The organism is Pseudomonas sp. S2_C03 (assembly GCF_054668405.1).
Map to the genome: position 1 here is coordinate 3,369,984 of NZ_CP162766.1, position 16,763 is coordinate 3,386,746.

At 59.7% G+C, this 16,763-nt stretch carries 14 protein-coding genes and 5 tRNA genes; 7 read left to right on the plus strand and 12 right to left on the minus strand.

Features of this window, described 5'->3' with window-relative positions; translation table 11 throughout:
- Positions 1-52 precede the first annotated feature (52 nt).
- From AB4N64_RS15525 to gltX, 10 genes are all read right to left on the minus strand, one after another.
- Entirely contained in the window at positions 53-499 is a 447-nt protein-coding gene (locus AB4N64_RS15525; RefSeq protein WP_460116758.1) for an Hsp20 family protein, read from the minus strand.
- A gap of 132 nt (positions 500-631) precedes the next feature.
- Positions 632-1,585 (minus strand): tRNA dihydrouridine synthase, encoded by a 954-nt coding sequence (locus AB4N64_RS15530; RefSeq protein WP_460116760.1) that lies wholly within the window; start codon positions 1,583-1,585, stop codon positions 632-634.
- A 151-nt stretch (positions 1,586-1,736) separates the two neighbouring features.
- Positions 1,737-2,186 (minus strand): acyl-CoA thioesterase, encoded by a 450-nt coding sequence (locus AB4N64_RS15535; RefSeq protein WP_460116762.1) that lies wholly within the window; start codon positions 2,184-2,186, stop codon positions 1,737-1,739.
- A gap of 47 nt (positions 2,187-2,233) precedes the next feature.
- On the minus strand, positions 2,234-3,067 hold the full coding sequence (locus AB4N64_RS15540) for an alpha/beta fold hydrolase (protein WP_460116763.1): 834 nt from the start codon (positions 3,065-3,067) through the stop codon (positions 2,234-2,236).
- Between the two features lie 31 nt (positions 3,068-3,098).
- Complete coding sequence (locus AB4N64_RS15545; RefSeq protein WP_460116765.1) at positions 3,099-3,638, minus strand: TetR/AcrR family transcriptional regulator; 540 nt, start codon at positions 3,636-3,638, stop codon at positions 3,099-3,101.
- 183 nt (positions 3,639-3,821) lie between these two features.
- Positions 3,822-3,897: transfer RNA gene (locus tag AB4N64_RS15550), tRNA-Glu, on the minus strand.
- A gap of 80 nt (positions 3,898-3,977) precedes the next feature.
- Positions 3,978-4,053 (minus strand) — tRNA-Ala (locus tag AB4N64_RS15555).
- Between the two features lie 53 nt (positions 4,054-4,106).
- Positions 4,107-4,182: transfer RNA gene (locus tag AB4N64_RS15560), tRNA-Glu, on the minus strand.
- A gap of 79 nt (positions 4,183-4,261) precedes the next feature.
- Positions 4,262-4,337, minus strand: a tRNA-Ala gene (locus AB4N64_RS15565).
- Between the two features lie 180 nt (positions 4,338-4,517).
- Positions 4,518-5,999, minus strand: coding sequence for a glutamate--tRNA ligase (gene gltX, locus AB4N64_RS15570; protein WP_460116766.1), 1,482 nt, complete (start codon positions 5,997-5,999; stop codon positions 4,518-4,520).
- 219 nt (positions 6,000-6,218) lie between these two features.
- Here gltX and AB4N64_RS15575 point away from each other — a divergent pair, with 219 nt between their 5' ends.
- Both AB4N64_RS15575 and AB4N64_RS15580 read left to right on the plus strand, forming a co-directional pair.
- The gene (locus tag AB4N64_RS15575; protein WP_460116768.1) at positions 6,219-7,268 is read left to right on the plus strand and encodes an HlyD family secretion protein; all 1,050 of its coding nucleotides are present in this window, start codon (positions 6,219-6,221) and stop codon (positions 7,266-7,268) included.
- The gene (locus tag AB4N64_RS15580; protein ID WP_460116769.1) at positions 7,258-8,808 is read left to right on the plus strand and encodes an MDR family MFS transporter; all 1,551 of its coding nucleotides are present in this window, start codon (positions 7,258-7,260) and stop codon (positions 8,806-8,808) included. Before AB4N64_RS15575 ends, AB4N64_RS15580 begins: the two co-directional genes overlap by 11 nt.
- 124 nt (positions 8,809-8,932) lie before the next feature.
- Here AB4N64_RS15580 and uvrB read toward each other — a convergent pair whose 3' ends face one another.
- Positions 8,933-10,948 carry an excinuclease ABC subunit UvrB gene (uvrB, locus tag AB4N64_RS15585; RefSeq protein ID WP_460116771.1) on the minus strand — a complete coding sequence of 672 codons (2,016 nt, stop codon included), beginning with the start codon at positions 10,946-10,948 and terminating at the stop codon, positions 8,933-8,935.
- A gap of 338 nt (positions 10,949-11,286) precedes the next feature.
- Between uvrB and AB4N64_RS15590 the strand changes: the two genes are divergently transcribed.
- The 3 genes from AB4N64_RS15590 to AB4N64_RS15600 all read left to right on the plus strand — a co-directional run bounded on the left by AB4N64_RS15590 (position 11,287) and on the right by AB4N64_RS15600 (position 13,056).
- Positions 11,287-12,483: an amino acid aminotransferase gene (locus AB4N64_RS15590; protein WP_460116772.1), complete on the plus strand. Its 1,197-nt coding sequence runs from the start codon at positions 11,287-11,289 to the stop codon at positions 12,481-12,483.
- A 184-nt stretch (positions 12,484-12,667) separates the two neighbouring features.
- Positions 12,668-12,877, plus strand: a complete 210-nt coding sequence (locus tag AB4N64_RS15595; RefSeq protein ID WP_460116774.1) for a hypothetical protein — start codon at positions 12,668-12,670, stop codon at positions 12,875-12,877.
- A 103-nt stretch (positions 12,878-12,980) separates the two neighbouring features.
- Positions 12,981-13,056 (plus strand) — tRNA-Asn (locus AB4N64_RS15600).
- 49 nt (positions 13,057-13,105) lie between these two features.
- Here the strand turns inward: AB4N64_RS15600 and AB4N64_RS15605 are convergent.
- Complete coding sequence (locus AB4N64_RS15605) at positions 13,106-14,038, minus strand: helix-turn-helix transcriptional regulator (RefSeq protein ID WP_460116775.1); 933 nt, start codon at positions 14,036-14,038, stop codon at positions 13,106-13,108.
- A gap of 579 nt (positions 14,039-14,617) precedes the next feature.
- Between AB4N64_RS15605 and AB4N64_RS15610 the strand changes: the two genes are divergently transcribed.
- Together AB4N64_RS15610 and AB4N64_RS15615 are read left to right on the plus strand one after the other, a co-directional pair.
- Entirely contained in the window at positions 14,618-15,952 is a 1,335-nt protein-coding gene (locus AB4N64_RS15610) for an MFS transporter (RefSeq protein WP_460116777.1), read from the plus strand.
- Between the two features lie 99 nt (positions 15,953-16,051).
- Positions 16,052-16,744, plus strand: a complete 693-nt coding sequence (locus tag AB4N64_RS15615; RefSeq protein ID WP_460116779.1) for a fumarylacetoacetate hydrolase family protein — start codon at positions 16,052-16,054, stop codon at positions 16,742-16,744.
- Positions 16,745-16,763 lie beyond the last annotated feature (19 nt).

Below are 16,763 nucleotides of genomic sequence, written 5' to 3' on the forward strand. Positions count from 1 at the left end.
CACCTGTGCACAAAAAAGGGCGCCATTCGGCGCCCTTTTTCACTGCTCGGCCTTAGTGTTGCAAAGCCGGTTTTTGCTCCCCGTTGATCGGGATGCGTTTGGCTTTCGCCTCTTCCGGAACGACGCGCAGCAGGTCAATGCTGAGCAGACCGTTACGCAGGTCCGCAGCCTTGATTTCGATGTGGTCGGCCAGGCGGAAGGACAGCTTGAAAGCACGTTGGGCGATGCCCTGATGCAGGAAGGTCACGCCCTCGGTTGCATCGCGTTTGCCGCCACTGATGGTCAGCACACCCTTCTCGACTTGCAGGTCCAGGTCTTCTTCCTGGAATCCGGCCGCCGCCACGACGATGCGGTACTGATCGTCACCGCGTTTTTCCACGTTGTAGGGAGGGTAAGAGCTGCCTGGCTCGTTGCGCAGGGCGGTTTCGAACAGGTCGTTGAAACGGTCGAAACCAACCGAGGAACGGAACAGAGGCGCGAGAGAAAATGCAGTAGTCATGATTCAAATCTCCTGAAAACAATCAGCAAGTTTTTGTGTCTCCGCGACCCGGATTCGGCATCGCGTAACCCTTAGATAGGGACCGCTGATTGCATTTCAAGAGAGGTTTTTCAGAATTTTTTGCAAAATTTTTCAGGCAGCTTCAGGCACCCCGAGCAAACGCGAAACCTGATCCGGCTCCGTTTCGCGGCGCAGCACCGTGAATAGCTCCACCGCTTCAGGGTAATTGCGCGTCAGCATGGCCAGCCATTGCTTCAGGCGACCCGGCGACTGACGGGGTGTCATCTGCGCCTTGGCTTGCAGCCAGAAGTCCTGGATCAGCGGCAGCAGCTCGGCCCAGGTCATTTCGACCACCTCTTCGCCTGCGCGGGCGGCCATGATCTGCCGGCCCAGGTCGGGGCGCGAAACCAGACCGCGACCGAGCATGATGTCTTCCACACCGCTGATTTCCCGGCAACGGCGCCAGTCTTCGACGCTCCAGATGTCGCCATTGGCGAACACTGGCACCTTGACCACGTCCTGCACCCGAGGGATCCATTCCCAGTGTGCCGGGGGCTTGTAACCATCGGTCTTGGTCCGGGCGTGCACGACGATGTGTTCTGCGCCGCCTTCGGCCAGCGCCGTGGCACAGACCAGCGAACCGTCCGGACTGTCGAAGCCCAGGCGCATTTTCGCGGTGACCGGAATGTGCGCCGGTACCGCCCGACGGACATGCTCGACAATCCGATTGAGCAACTCGGGCTCCTTGAGCAGCACGGCCCCACCCCGGGACTTGTTGACGGTCTTGGCGGGGCAGCCGAAGTTCAGGTCGATGACTTCAGAGCCCAACTCACAAGCCAGTGCTGCGTTTTCCGCCAGGCACACAGGGTCCGATCCCAGCAGTTGCACACGCAGAGGCACGCCAGCGGCGGTACGCGCACCGGTCAGCAGCTCGGGGCCAAACTTGTGGAAATAGGCCGGGGTCAGCAACTGGTCGTTGATGCGGATGAACTCAGTCACGCACCAGTCGATACCGCCGACGCGGGTCAGCACGTCACGCAGGATGTTGTCGACCAACCCCTCCATGGGTGCCAAGGCAATTTGCATGGAAAACACACTCGAGGAAAAACGTGCGGCAGTTTACTGGATTACATCCAAAAACTGCACTTGAACCTGTAGGAGCGAGCTTGCTCGCGATGGTGGTGTGTCAGTTGGAATCATGCTGGCTGACACACCGCCATCGCGAGCAAGCTCGCTCCTACAGGGGGTGTGGCGGCGGTAGGATCAAGGCCGGGCCATAACCTTCGATGAACTCGGCCGGCATGCGCTTGGGTCGCCCCGTGGAGAGCTCGATGCACACAAAGGTGGTCTGCGCACGCAGCAGCGTGGCGTTGTCGCTTGGACGCTTGAGCTGGAAGTGCCGGGTCATTTTCAGGCGCTGGTCCCAATCGACGATCCAGGTCGCCAATTGCAACTGATCGCCCTCGTAGGCCGCCGCCAGGTAATCGATCTCGTGGCGCACCACGGCCATCGCCCTGTCCAGCCGCCGGTATTCAACCAGATCCAGCCCCAGGCGCTGGGAGTGACGCCAGGCACAGCGTTCGAGCCAGGTCACGTACACCGCGTTATTGGCGTGCCCCAGGCCATCGATGTCCTCGGCACCCACTTCCAGATCGATGATAAATGGCGTTGCCCGATCCCAGCCCATGCCCACTCCCGGTCAGATTAATGCGACCTGGGCAGTGTAACGGATGCTCAGGCCGATTGGCGTGATTGCAGGCTGCGACCGGCCAGCAGTGATAACACACCATCAATCACACGCGGGTCGGCCAGCACTCGCTGGTGCCCTCCTTCGGCCAGCCGCAACAAACGGCTGTCGAACCAGGCATCGTGGATCAGTTGGGATTCCTTGACCGAGACCAGGCGGTCGTCTTCGGCGTGAACGATCAGGCCAGGCATGTCGAGCTGATAGCGTGCGACATCCAGCGCCGCCGCGCGCATCCCCACGTCCTTTTCAACCTGACGAATGAACGCAGAGCGGGCTTTCGGCGGCAGCCGCACGCAACGGGCAAAACCACGCAGCACGCCAAGAATTCGCGCCGGCGCGGCAATGGTGACCAGGGTCTCGGTGCGCAACCCCAACTGGACCGCCAGCATGGCACTCGCGCCGCCCATGGAATGGCCGATGACGGCTTGCAGGGGTGGTAACTCGGCGGCCGCCTCGAGCATGGCGCGGGCGAACAGCATGACGTTGGCTTCACGGCCAGGTGAGCGACCGTGACCAGGACCATCCAGCGCCACGACACTGTAGCCGGCGTCGACCAAAGCACTGATGAGGCTGGCAAACTGCGTCGGCCGCCCTTCCCACCCATGCATCAGCAACACCGCCGGACCTTGACCCCAGCGCAAGGCGGAGAGGCCGAACCGCAAGGTGATGCGTTCGGATTTCGCCAACATCGGCAATTCCCAATCGCGCGGCGGCAGTTCCCGCGGTGTCATGAATGCCAGTCGCATTTTCGCCGCAACCAGCTTCGGTGCAAACCAGCCCAAGGTGCCATTAACGCCACGAACCCACTTTAACGCGCTCATCGCTCTCACTCCCCAGGCCAATGCCTTCAGGTCATAGCACCGCCGACTTGGCGGCACGCAGCAATCGATCGGACAATTCTCCTGGTCCCAGCGCCCTTGCCAGGGCCAGACCACCGACCATCAGCGCCATATCGGCCAACGCCTTGTCGGTGTCCTCCGGGCTGGCCGCCAGTTGCGCGACCATCAGCTCCACGTGCTCGTTCAGCGCCACACGAAACGACTCGGGCAAGCGCCCCAACTCGCCGACCGAGGCCGGGATCGGGCAGGCTGAGTCCGAGGAGTCGCGATGTTTGCGTGACAGGTAGAAGGCCGCCACCAGTGCGCGACGCTCTTCGCCGGTCAAATCCGCATCCATGTCGGCGATCAGTCCACGGCGGTGGCCGAGCAGTTGCTTGAACGCTTCCAGCATCATGGCGTCCTTGCTTTCGAAGTGCGCATAGAAGCCACCCACCGTCAGGCCGGCCGCCCCCATCACTTCGCCCACGCTCGGTTCGGCCGGGCCACGCTGGATCAGCGCTGCACTGGCGGCCTTGAGAATGCGTTCGCGGGTTTGAGCTTTCTTGTCGTTCATCGCTGCCTCCAAATATTACGACTAGAATATTATTCTCATAATAATATTCTGCAAGTCAAGAATGTGACCGCCGGTCAGATGCACAGTTTGAAGAAAATAAGGGAATTTGGCCAAACGCCAGACAAACAAAAGGGCCATTCAATAATTGAATGACCCTTATAAATCCCGCAGAGCGGGTAATCGTGGCGTCCCCTAGGGGACTCGAACCCCTGTTACCGCCGTGAAAGGGCGGTGTCCTAGGCCACTAGACGAAGGGGACGCAAAACCTTCTATACAACTGATCAGTGCTGAGTGCTGATCGCTTCAAGGCCGGTGTGGCCAGACCTCGAAGTGTAAAATTGGTGGAGCTAAGCGGGATCGAACCGCTGACCTCCTGCATGCCATGCAGGCGCTCTCCCAGCTGAGCTATAGCCCCGGATTTTTCGCCTCGCGGCGCAGCGACATCTTGCAACATCGCTTGTGTAAAACTGGCGTCCCCTAGGGGACTCGAACCCCTGTTACCGCCGTGAAAGGGCGGTGTCCTAGGCCACTAGACGAAGGGGACGCAAACCCTTCTTTACAACTGATCAGTGCTGAGTGCTGATCGCTTCAAGGCCGGTGTGGCCAGACCTTGAAGTGTAAATTGGTGGAGCTAAGCGGGATCGAACCGCTGACCTCCTGCATGCCATGCAGGCGCTCTCCCAGCTGAGCTATAGCCCCTCATCGCTGAGGACGGGGCGAATCTTAATGGCGCTTCGGAAACCTGTCAAACTTATTTTCAACAATTTTCAAAAAAATTTTCCGCCATAACAATCACTTACCGCCCTACCCCGTAAATGCGGGGCATTTGCGCTGCTGTAGCCACCACCTCCGGCAGCAGCTACAGAAGCACACCCTGGATCAGGCGATGTTACCCAGCAGTTTTTCCCACTCCTTGTTTTCCTTTTTCGACACGCCACCGAGCAGATCGATGGCCTGGCGCAGGCGGAAACGCGTGAGATCCGGACCCAGGATCTCCATGGCATCGAGCACCGACACCGAGCTCGCTTGCCCCGTAATGGCGGCAAACATCAGCGGCATGGCGTCGCGCAACTTCAATTCCAGGGATTCGACCACCGCCTGGATCGTCGCGGTGATGCTGTCCTTCTCCCACTGACGCAGGCTTTCCAGTTTCCACAGGATCAACTGCATCAACTGACGGACCTGATCGCCCGACAGTTTCTTGGACTCGAACAGCTTGGCATCCGGATTGACGCCACCGGCAAAGAAGAAGCCGGCCAGCGGTGCAACCTGGCTGAAAGTTTCCACACGCCCCTGGACGTGGGGCGCGATTTTCATCATGTATTCGGGGTTCAGCGCCCAGGTCTGCAGGCGACTGGCGAACTCTTCCACCGGCAGGTCGCGCAACCACTGGCCGTTGAGCCATGACAGTTTCTCGATGTCGAAGATCGGCCCGCCCAGGGACACCCGACTCAGGTCGAAGTGGTCGACCATTTCCTGCAACGAGAACTTCTCGCGCTCGTCCGGCATCGACCAACCCATGCGTCCCAGGTAGTTGAGCATGGCTTCAGGCATGAACCCCATGCGCTCGTAGAATGTCACCGACGTCGGATTCTTGCGCTTGGACAGCTTGCTCTTGTCCGGGTTACGCAGCAGCGGCATGTAGCACAACTGCGGTTGTTCCCAGCCGAAGTATTCGTACAGCAAAATCAGTTTCGGCGCCGATGGCAGCCATTCCTCACCACGCAGCACATGGGTAATGCCCATCAGATGGTCGTCGACCACGTTGGCCAGGAAATACGTCGGCAGACCGTCGGTCTTCATCAGCACTTGCATGTCCATGCGATCCCACGGGATCTCGACATCGCCACGCAGCATGTCCGGCACCACACACACGCCTTCGCTCGGCACCTTCATGCGGATCACGTGCGGCTCGCCGGCCGCCAGGCGACGGGCGACTTCTTCCTTGGACAGCAGCAGCGCACGACCATCGTAACGCGGGGTTTCGCCGCGAGCCATTTGTTCGGCACGCATCTGGTCCAGTTCTTCGGCGGTGCAGAAGCACGGGAACGCGTGACCCATGTCGACCAGTTGCTGGCAATACTTCTGGTAGATATCGCCACGCTCGCTCTGCCGGTATGGGCCGTGCGGGCCGCCCACGTCCGGGCCTTCGCTCCAGTCGATACCCAGCCAGCGCAGGGCGTCAAAGATCTGCTGTTCGGACTCGCGGGTCGAACGTAACTGATCGGTGTCCTCGATCCGCAGGATGAACTCGCCGCCATGCTGCTTGGCAAAGCAGTAGTTGAACAGAGCAATGTAAGCGGTACCTACGTGGGGGTCCCCGGTAGGCGATGGCGCGATGCGCGTGCGGACGGTGGTCATGGCAAGTCTCGAAATGAAGATGAAACAAAGGGCGAATGTTACAGGCGTTGCCCGCCCGGCTCCAGTGAGCAGGGCATTTAAGCCAAGTTTGCGTCTGCAAGGGGTCTTGGCCTCGATGAATGACCGATTATCACCCGATGGCATTTACCCACTATTGGCTGTATGCCAAATTCGCCTGCTGATAAATTTCCTTACAATTACTCGACTACAGTTTGCCCCATGCCTGCCCAACTCAAGCGTCGCCTGTTCAGTTTCCTGTTGATCGTCCTGCTGATTGCCGGGGGCTTTTTTGCTCATTGGTTTTTCAAGGGACGTTTTTATGAAAGCACCGACAACGCCTATGTCCAGGGCGAGATCACCCGTGTCTCAAGTCAATTGGGTGCGCGCATCGAACAGGTGCTGGTGCAGGACAACCAGCACGTCGAAAAAGGGCAACTGCTGATCAAGCTCGAGAGCGATGACTTCCAACTCGCCGTCGACCGCGCCAACGCCGCGCTCGCCACGCGCCAGGCCGAACGCCTGCAAGCGCAAAGCAAGCTGACCCAGCAGGCCAGCCTGATCGCCGCCAGCGATGCGCAGGTGGCGTCCAGCCAGGCCAGCCTTGGCCGCTCGCAAATCGACCTGTCTCGCGCCCAGGCCCTGCGTAAACCGGGTTATGTCTCCGAAGAACGGGTCACCACCCTTTCCGCCGACAACCACATCGCTCGCTCGCAGGTGAGCAAGGCCCAGGCCGATGCGCAAAGCCAGCGCCAGCAGGTCGATTCGCTGACGGCCGAAATCAAGCGCCTCGACGCCATGATCGCCAATGCCCGGACCGACCTGGCCCAGGCCGAACTGAACCTGACGCGCAGCGAAATCCACGCACCGATCAGTGGCCTGATCGGCCAGCGCGCTGCACGCAATGGCCAATTCGTGCAGGCCGGCGCTTATTTATTGTCAATCGTCCCGGACCAGGACATCTGGATTCAAGCCAACTTCAAGGAAACCCAGATCGGTCACATGCAGCCTGGCCAGAAAGCCGAGCTGACTTTCGATGCTTACAGCGACACGCCCATCCAGGCACGGGTCGACAGCCTGTTCGCGGCCTCGGGCGCGCAGTTCAGCCTGTTGCCGCCGGATAATGCCACGGGCAACTTCACCAAAGTCGTACAACGAATTCCGGTAAAACTGACCTTCGCCGCCGATAACCCGCTGCGTGGCAAGATCCGCCCGGGCATGTCGGTTACCGCGACAGTGAATATCAAAGACGCCCCGATCGATGGCCGGTGATCAACTGATCCGCCCGGTCGGCGAACCGACTCGGCGGGACTGGATTGCGGTCATGAGCGTGATGCTCGGCGCGTTCATGGCAGTGCTCGATATCCAGATCACCAATTCGTCGCTCAAGGACATCCAGGGCGCGCTGTCGGCGACTCTGGAAGAAGGCTCGTGGATTTCCACGTCTTACCTGGTGGCGGAAATCATCATGATTCCGCTTACGGCGTGGCTGGTGCAGTTGCTATCGGCACGGCGCCTGGCCGTTTGGGTGTCGCTGGGGTTTCTCGTCGCTTCGCTGCTTTGCTCCATGGCCTGGAGCCTGGAGAGCATGATCGTGTTCCGCGCCCTGCAGGGTTTCACCGGCGGTGCACTGATCCCGCTGGCGTTCACCCTGACGCTGATCAAACTGCCTGAACATCACCGAGCCAAAGGCATGGCGATGTTTGCCATGACCGCCACGTTCGCCCCCTCCATCGGCCCGACACTCGGTGGCTGGCTCACGGAAAACTGGGGTTGGGAGTACATCTTCTATATCAACATACCCCCGGGGCTGATCATGATTGCAGGCCTGATGTATGGCCTGGAGAAGAAAGAGGCACACTGGGAATTACTGAAAAGTACCGATTACGCCGGTATCGTCACCCTTGGCGTCGGCCTTGGCTGTTTGCAGGTGTTTCTCGAGGAGGGTCATCGCAAGGACTGGCTCGAATCGACCCTGATCGTCACTCTCGGCAGCATCGCCCTGGTCAGCCTGATCACCTTTGTGATCGTACAATTCTCCAAACCCAATCCGCTGATCAACCTGGGCATCCTCGGCAATCGCAACTTTGGATTGTCGAGCATTTCCAGCGTTGGCATGGGCGTGGGGCTGTACGGATCGATCTATTTGCTGCCGTTGTACCTGGCGCAGATCCAGAACTACAACGCCCTGCAGATCGGCGAGGTGATCATGTGGATGGGCGTGCCGCAGTTGTTCCTGATCCCGCTGGTGCCCAAACTGATGAAATACGTGTCGCCAAAATGGCTGTGCACCGTGGGTTTCGGCCTGTTCGGACTGGCGAGTTTTTCCTCGGGCGTGCTGAACCCCGACTTCGCCGGGCCGCAGTTCAATCAGATCCAGATCATCCGCGCCCTTGGCCAGCCGCTGATCATGGTGACCATCTCGCTGATCGCCACTGCCTACATCCTGCCGCAGGACGCGGGGTCGGCGTCGAGCCTGTTCAACATCCTGCGCAACCTCGGAGGCGCCATCGGCATTGCCCTCCTCGCCACCTTGCTGGATGCGCGGACCAAGACCTACTTCGATTATCTGCGTGAAGCGATCGTGCCGACCAACCCGCAGGTGGCCGAGCGGCTCGCTTCATTGACCGACCGCTTTGGTAGTGAAACGGCAGCATTGGGCAAGCTAAGCGAGATCGCCCACCAGCAGGCGTTGATCATGGCTTACAACGATGCATTTCACTTTGTCGGGATTGCGCTGGGAATCAGCATGGTGGCGGTGTTGTTGACGAAGAAGTTGCCGGTGGGGCTCAAGGCTGGGGAGGCGCATTGAGTTTTGAGGTGCCTTGACCGGCCTCATCGCGAGCAAGCTCGCTCCTACAGGGTTCTGTGGTGCGCACAAAATCCTTGTAGGAGCGGGCTTGCCCGCGATGAGGCCAGCAGGAACGACTTGGAACTCAGACGGTGATGAGGCGCTCGCGCAATTTGGCAATCTCATCGCGCATCTGCGCCGCTGCTTCGAACTCAAGGTCCCGAGCCAACTGATACATCTTCTCTTCCAGCGCCTTGATCCGCTTGGCGATCTCGCCCGGCGAACGCAGCTCGGCTTCGTACTTGGCGCTCTCTTCGGCCGCCTTGGCCATGCCCTTGCGCTTCTTGCTGCGCGAACCCGGCACGGTGGCGCCTTCCATGATGTCGGCAACGTCTTTTATCACCCCTTTGGGGACGATGCCGTTGGCCAGGTTGAAAGCGATCTGCTTGTCCCGCCGACGCTCGGTCTCGCCAATCGCACGCTCCATGGAACCGGTGATCCGGTCGGCATACAGGATTGCCCGGCCATTGAGGTTACGTGCCGCTCGACCGATGGTCTGGATCAGCGAGCGCTCCGAGCGCAGAAAGCCCTCTTTGTCCGCATCGAGGATCGCCACCAGCGACACCTCGGGCATGTCCAGACCTTCGCGCAGCAGGTTGATGCCTACCAGCACATCGAAAGTACCCAGGCGCAGGTCACGGATAATTTCAACGCGCTCCACCGTGTCGATGTCCGAGTGCAAGTAGCGCACGCGCACACCGTGATCGGCCAGGTAATCAGTCAGGTCCTCGGCCATGCGCTTGGTCAGCGTGGTCACCAGCACACGTTCTTCAACAGCGACACGCTTGTTGATTTCCGAGAGCAGGTCGTCGACCTGGGTCAGGGCCGGGCGGATCTCGATCTGTGGGTCCACCAGGCCAGTGGGGCGCACCACCATGTCAATGACGCGTCCGGCGTGTTCTGCCTCGTAATTGCCCGGTGTGGCCGAAACGAAAATGGTCTGCGGGCTCACCCCTTCCCATTCGTCGAAACGCATTGGTCGGTTGTCCAGCGCCGACGGCAGACGGAAGCCGTACTCCACCAGCGTCTCCTTGCGTGAGCGGTCGCCCTTATACATGGCGCCGACTTGCGGCACGCTGACGTGGGACTCGTCGATCACCAGCAAGGCGTCGGCGGGTAAATAGTCGTAGAGCGTCGGTGGCGCGGCGCCGGCCGGGCGCCCGGACAGGTAACGCGAGTAGTTTTCGATGCCGTTGCAGTAACCCAGTTCGAGGATCATCTCCAGGTCGAAACGCGTGCGCTGCTCAAGGCGCTGGGCTTCCACCAGCTTGTTGTTCGAACGCAGATATTCCAGGCGCTCCTGCAACTCGACCTTGATGCCCTCGACCGCATCGAGCAGGGTTTCCCGGGGCGTGACGTAGTGGCTTTTCGGGTAAAAGGTGAAGCGCGGCAGCTTGCGCAGGACCTCGCCGGTCAGCGGGTCGAATGCCGAAATGTTCTCCACTTCATCATCGAACAGCTCGATGCGGATCGCCTCGAAATCCGATTCAGCCGGGTGGATGTCGATCACATCACCGCGCACGCGGAAAGTCGCACGGGCGAAATCCATGTCATTGCGGGTGTATTGCAGGTCGGCAAGGCGGCGCAACAAGGCGCGCTGGTCGAGCTTGTCGCCGCGATCCACGTGCAGCACCATTTTCAGGTAGGTTTCCGGGCTGCCCAGACCGTAGATGCATGACACGGTGGTGACGATGATCGCATCCTTGCGCTCCAGCAACGCCTTGGTGGCGGACAGGCGCATCTGCTCGATGTGATCGTTGATCGAGGCGTCCTTCTCGATGAAGGTGTCCGACGACGGCACGTAGGCTTCGGGCTGGTAGTAGTCGTAGTAGGAAACGAAGTACTCGACGGCGTTGTTGGGGAAAAAGGCCTTGAATTCGCCGTACAACTGCGCGGCCAGGGTCTTGTTCGGCGCCAGGACCAAAGTCGGGCGCTGCACCTGGGCGATCACGTTGGCAATGCTGAACGTCTTGCCGGAACCGGTTACGCCGAGCAGCGTCTGGTGCGCCAAACCTGCCTCGATGCCCTCGACCATCAGGCGAATGGCTTCCGGCTGGTCGCCGGCGGGCTCGAAGCGGGTGACTAGCTGGAATTCAGACATGAAATACCCCTGGGTCGCGCCGGTCCGGGCAAACCGGACAGCAACGAAAAAGACCGCAAACGACCGAAGCCGCCCGAGGAAAAAAACTGGATTGGGCTCAATGTGGAGTCGATTGCCGGCTCTTTCAAGGCAAACGTCCTACATCCCTTAAAGACTCTGACGCGACCAATCGACTAACGGTCGAAAAATAATCGGAAAAACTTACGCTAAAAGCCGAATGGGCTGTCGCCAGCACTCGCCGATGGCCTCTATACTAGCTCCCCGTTTGTGCACCGCTCTAGTGCATTCGGCTGGAGCGCGGCACGTCCCTCCACACTCCATTCAGAGCCGCCGCAAAAATGAGCCTGTTCTCCGCTGTCGAAATGGCACCACGCGATCCAATCCTGGGCCTCAACGAAGCATTCAATGCCGATACCCGTACCAGCAAGGTCAATCTGGGGGTCGGTGTTTATTGCAACGAGGAGGGGCGAATTCCACTCCTGCGCGCCGTTGTCGAAGCCGAGACGATTCGCGTCGCTCAACACGCTTCTCGTGGTTACCTGCCGATCGACGGTATTGCCGCCTATGACCAGGCCGTGCAAAAGCTGCTGTTTGGCAATGACTCGCCACTGCTCGCCGCTGGTCGCGTTGTCACCACCCAAGCCGTAGGCGGTACCGGTGCCCTGAAAATCGGTGCCGACTTCCTCAAGCAACTGCTGCCCAACGCCGTCGTGGCGATCAGCGATCCAAGCTGGGAAAACCACCGTGCGCTGTTCGAAACCGCTGGCTTCCCGGTGCAGAACTATCGCTACTACGACGCGGCCACCCACGACGTCAACCGTACTGGCCTGCTGGAAGACCTGAACGCCCTGCCGTCCGGCTCCATCGTTGTGCTGCACGCCTGCTGCCATAACCCGACGGGCGTCGACCTGAGCCCGGCGGACTGGAAAAACGTCCTGGAAGTGGTCAAGGCCAAAGGTCACGTACCTTTCCTCGACATGGCCTATCAGGGCTTTGGCGACGGCATCGACGAAGACGCGGCCGCCGTGCGCCTGTTCGCGGAATCGGGCCTGACCTTCTTCGTCTCCAGTTCGTTCTCCAAATCCTTCTCGTTGTACGGCGAGCGCGTTGGCGCCCTGTCGATCGTCAGCGAATCGAAAGAAGAAAGCACGCGCGTGCTGTCGCAGGTCAAACGCGTGATCCGCACCAACTATTCCAACCCGCCGACCCATGGCGCGAGCATCGTCGCCGCCGTGCTGAACAGCCCGGAACTGCGCGCCCAGTGGGAAGCCGAACTGGCCGAGATGCGCCTGCGCATTAAAGGCATGCGCAACCAGATGGTTGACCTGCTGGCCAAGAATGCCCCGCAACGCGACTTCAGCTTCGTCGGTCGTCAGCGTGGCATGTTCTCCTACTCGGGCCTTACCGTTGAACAGGTTCACCGCCTGCGCAATGAATTCGGCATCTACGCCCTGGACACCGGCCGCATCTGCGTGGCTGCGCTGAACCAGAGCAACATCGATGTCGTCACCAAGGCGATTGTCGCGGTGATCTGAACCTCGCGCTGATACAAAAAACGGGAAGCCTGAGCGCTTCCCGTTTTTTATTTGTCCGAGATAGGAACTGCAGGAGCGAGCTTGCTCGCGACGCGGTATTTAATTCAACATTGTTGATAACTGACACATCGCAATCGCGAGCAAGCTCGCTCCTACAGGGATTCGTGTAGAACCCGGAGACTCCATGAAAAACGACAACCTGCGCGCCGACCGCGATGATCGCGACGATCTGGATGACTTCATCCCCCGCCCCCAAGCCAAGCGCGCCAAAAGCCTGGTGATGCAGGTCGCCACCGGCGTGTTCCTCGGTGGCCTGGCCCTGTGGCTGGTGCAACTGGCCGCCACGGCGCTGTACGCCAAGTTGATGATGGGCACTATCACCTTTGGTGGTTGAGCCGGCCGCCAATCGCTGCCAAAACACCGTTTGTCCCACCGGCGGCCTCAAATTGCCAACGGACGCTTGACTTCCCTTTTTGAATCAGTAACATACACGCCATTCCGCGATAGCTCAGTTGGTAGAGCAAGTGACTGTTAATCACTGGGTCCCTGGTTCGAGTCCAGGTCGTGGAGCCAGATCAAAGAACCCGCCTTATGGCGGGTTTTTTCGTTTTTGCCACGCGCATCACGTGTTCAACGGTGATTGCGGCGTATCAGGATTGAGTTGCTGGCGCCGAAATTGCCCCGGTGGCTGGCCATGGATCTGACGAAAGCGCCGCGAAAAGTAGGCTTCGTCGGCAAATCCGCACAGCCGCGCCACCTCCCCCACGGGTCGCGTGCCATTGAGCAGGTAGTTACGAGCGGCATGCATCCTGCGCTCCAGCACCAACTCGGTAAAGGTCTTTCCGACTTCCTTGCGCAACCAGTGCGTCAGGTAGGTCGGTGAAAGGTAGGTCGCGGCGGCCACCTTGATCAGATTGAGGTCCGGGTCGGCGATGTTCTTGCGCAAATACTCGGACATCCTGCTCAACGCGTCGCGCCGGCTGACTTCGGCAGCATTCTCCTCGGCCAGCCGCTTGAGCGGCTCGGCATACAAGGCGCACACACTTCCCACCAGTTGCAGCAGCAACCCCTTGAGCATTTCGCGGGTGCCGAATTGACGGTTTTCATCGAGCACGCGCATCTGTTCGATCAAGGCGCAGACTTTGCTGAAATCCTCATCACCCAGAATGAAATCCAGATGCTCCTGGAAGCGGAACGGCGACAGCTCCGGCGCAAGCAGAATCGACACCTCTTCCAGATCCATCGGATCGCATTGCAAGTGCGGCAACAGGAAGGTCTGGGAGAAATTGATCACGATGAAATTGCTGTCCGCAGGGTGCGGAATCACGTGCACGCGGTGCGGCAGGATGAACGCCAGCGTGTTGCGCGGGAACGGACGCTCGACGTTGCCGATGTGCTGAACGGTGTCGCCCCCCAGGTTGATCTGAATCTGAAAGTATTCGTGGCGATGGGGGCTGGTTTCGGCACGCCGGCCCTTTTTGTCGCGGATGTAGAAGTCCGTCAACTCACTGCGCTGCTGCATGACGTAGGTGGGTACTCGACTCGGTGACGACATCTCCTGGGCATCCTCGACAGGTATTTGGACAGCTTGTCGGCACGCCGTAAGGGACGCGGCGACGTGGGAGATTGTGACGGTGAAACCGGGCCTATTTCAACAACTCATAGGATGACGTGGGTATCGACGAATTAATTGTATCGGTGTGTGGAAAATTTCTTGTCCAAAAAAACGAATCACAAAATCAATTTTTTATTCTTTAAAAACATGTAGTTATAAAAACGAAAAAACAAAACACGCAAAAATAAGTTCTTGGACAGATGCATTGATCAGCGTTTCCAAGAGAAAAAACGATCTAAAGCCGCCGTTGATTTTGGAAGGTCGTACGACCACTGTGTCAGGCAATGCAGCCCGACCCCTCCAAAAACAATCAATTGGTGCGCACCTCATGAACCTGCTTTTTTCCCTGACTGACCCACCCGCCCCCTCCCCGGATTTCCCCCTGCGCAATGTGTCGCCGCAGACCTGACACCCGGCTGTCCACTTAGCTCATCCAGGCATTGCACTGCTCCACCTTGGGGTATTGGGCCCGGCTGCGCGCAGAAATCTCGATTCTTCTAACAATAACGAGGCCTATCCATGTCCAACTCCACCACCTCCACGGCGACGGCCGGCGTCAGTGACGCCGCCCCCACCCAGCGCCTGCCAACCCGTCGACGCTGGTTCATGCTGTCGCTGCTGCTGATTGCAACCATCATCAACTACATCGACCGGGTGAACATCTCGATTGCGGCGCCGTTCATGGCCAAGGACCTGGGCCTGGACAAGATCGAAATGGGCCTGATTTTTTCCGCGTTCGCCTGGACCTACGCACTCGCACTGGTGCCCGCCGGATTCATTGCCGACCGCTTCGGCTCGCGGCTGACCTATGGGGTGTCGCTGATCAGTTGGTCCACAGTCACCGTGCTCCAGGGTTTTGCCACGGGCTTTGCCTCGTTGTTCGGCTTGCGCCTGGCCGTCGGTGCAATGGAAGCGCCGGCATTTCCGGCCAATAGCCGGGCGGTGACGGTGTGGTTCCCGGCGCGCGAACGCGGAATGGCCAGCAGCATTTACGTGTGCGGCCAATACCTCGGCACCGCCCTGTTCACCGGCGCATTGCTCTGGTTGGCAACCACCTTCGACTGGCGCCATGTGTTCTACAGCACAGGATTGCTCGGCATCGTGTTCGGGGTGATCTGGTTGTTCCTGTACCGCGACCCACTTAGTTGCAAGAAAGTCAGCAAGGAAGAACTGAAATACATCGAATCCGGTGGCGGCCTGGTCAAGAGCAGCCAGGAGCGCACCCGGTTCAACTGGCGCCAAATCGCCGAGCTGTTCGGCTACCGGCAAATCTGGGCGATCTGCATCGGCAAGTTCGCCAGCACCTCGGCGCTGTACTTCTTCCTCACCTGGTTCCCGACCTACCTGATCGAAGAACGGCAACTGACCACCATCAAGGCCGGGATCTTCGCCGTGCTGCCGTTCATTGGCGCCACAGTGGGCATTCTGCTTGCCGGGATCGTCTCCGACCTGTTGATACGCCGCGGCTACTCCATGTCCTTCGCGCGCAAATTGCCGCTGGTGGTCGGTTCGATGCTGGGCATGTCGATCGTCCTGGTGAATTTCACCGACTCGAACGTCATCTGCATTGCCATCCTGACGATCGCCTTTTTCGCCCAGGGAATCGCCTCCTCATCCTGGGCAGCCGTATCGGAAGTCGCGCCCAAGGAACTGATCGGCCTGACGGGAGGGGTGACCAGCCTGGCCGCCAACATTGGCGGGATCGTCACCCCGATCGTGATTGGCGCCATTGTCCAGACGACGGGCTCTTTCGCTTGGGCCTTCTGGTTCATCGGGGGTGTAGCACTGATGGGCACCTTGTCCTACTCGTTGCTTCTGGGCCGGCTGTATCGCATCGAACTCAAGGCCCGCTGATTCAAGAAAAGCTTTTTTCTCCAATACGAGGCGGCATTCGTCCAACTTCAGCCAGGACTGCCGCCGTACGCTGATGCTTCCTACAGGACCCGTACCAGGATGAACATGACCGAATACGTTTTTACCCCCGATCTGCCTGTGACCTTGCCGGTCGCCGGCAGCCAGCAGCGCTTCCCCGTCGGCCGGGTATTTTGCGTCGGCCGCAATTACACCTGGCCGGGCACGCAAGGCCAGTCCCGCCTGCCGCCGGTGTTTTTCATGAAGCCAGCGAGCAACGTAGTGGATGCACAGGGTGAAATCGCCTACCCGCCCATGACCGAAGAGTTTGCCCACGAAATTGAACTGGTGGTGGCCATCGGCGAAGGCGGCGCGAATATCCCCGAGGACCAGGCCCTGGCCTACGTCTGGGGTTATGGCGCCGGCCTTGACCTGACACGTCGCGATGTCCAGATCGCGGCCAAGAGCAACGGCATGCCGTGGGAAGGCGCCAAGGTGTTCGACGGCGCGGCCCCCATCACCGCCATCGTGCCGGTGTCACGCGCCGGCCATCCACAGGGTGAGCTGTGGCTGAACGTCAACGGTGAGGAACGCCAGCGCGACAGCCTCGACAGCCAGATCTGGTCTGTCAGCGAGGTCATCAGCCGCATCTCCCACTTCGTCGCTTTGCGTGCCGGCGACCTGATCATGACCGGCAGCCCGGCCGGCGTCGATGTGTTGCAACCCGGCGACGTCATCAATGCCGGTATCGACGGCATCGGCCAGATCGAAATGCGCGTCGGCAATCGCCCCTGACACTGACACACCACACGCC

Bases quoted from the DNA above. Each gene is read 5' to 3' on its own strand.
- AB4N64_RS15545 (WP_460116765.1), bottom strand. From the start codon at position 3,638: ATGAACGACAAGAAAGCTCAAACCCGCGAACGCATTCTCAAGGCCGCC.
- AB4N64_RS15605 (WP_460116775.1), bottom strand. From the start codon at position 14,038: ATGTCGTCACCGAGTCGAGTACCCACCTACGTCATGCAGCAGCGCAGT.
- AB4N64_RS15615 (WP_460116779.1), top strand. From the start codon at position 16,052: ATGAACATGACCGAATACGTTTTTACCCCCGATCTGCCTGTGACCTTG.
- AB4N64_RS15530 (WP_460116760.1), bottom strand. From the start codon at position 1,585: ATGCAAATTGCCTTGGCACCCATGGAGGGGTTGGTCGACAACATCCTG.
- AB4N64_RS15595 (WP_460116774.1), top strand. From the start codon at position 12,668: ATGAAAAACGACAACCTGCGCGCCGACCGCGATGATCGCGACGATCTG.
- AB4N64_RS15590 (WP_460116772.1), top strand. From the start codon at position 11,287: ATGAGCCTGTTCTCCGCTGTCGAAATGGCACCACGCGATCCAATCCTG.
- AB4N64_RS15580 (WP_460116769.1), top strand. From the start codon at position 7,258: ATGGCCGGTGATCAACTGATCCGCCCGGTCGGCGAACCGACTCGGCGG.
- uvrB (WP_460116771.1), bottom strand. From the start codon at position 10,948: ATGTCTGAATTCCAGCTAGTCACCCGCTTCGAGCCCGCCGGCGACCAG.
- AB4N64_RS15525 (WP_460116758.1), bottom strand. From the start codon at position 499: ATGACTACTGCATTTTCTCTCGCGCCTCTGTTCCGTTCCTCGGTTGGT.
- AB4N64_RS15610 (WP_460116777.1), top strand. From the start codon at position 14,618: ATGTCCAACTCCACCACCTCCACGGCGACGGCCGGCGTCAGTGACGCC.
- gltX (WP_460116766.1), bottom strand. From the start codon at position 5,999: ATGACCACCGTCCGCACGCGCATCGCGCCATCGCCTACCGGGGACCCC.
- AB4N64_RS15535 (WP_460116762.1), bottom strand. From the start codon at position 2,186: ATGGGCTGGGATCGGGCAACGCCATTTATCATCGATCTGGAAGTGGGT.
- AB4N64_RS15575 (WP_460116768.1), top strand. From the start codon at position 6,219: ATGCCTGCCCAACTCAAGCGTCGCCTGTTCAGTTTCCTGTTGATCGTC.
- AB4N64_RS15540 (WP_460116763.1), bottom strand. From the start codon at position 3,067: ATGAGCGCGTTAAAGTGGGTTCGTGGCGTTAATGGCACCTTGGGCTGG.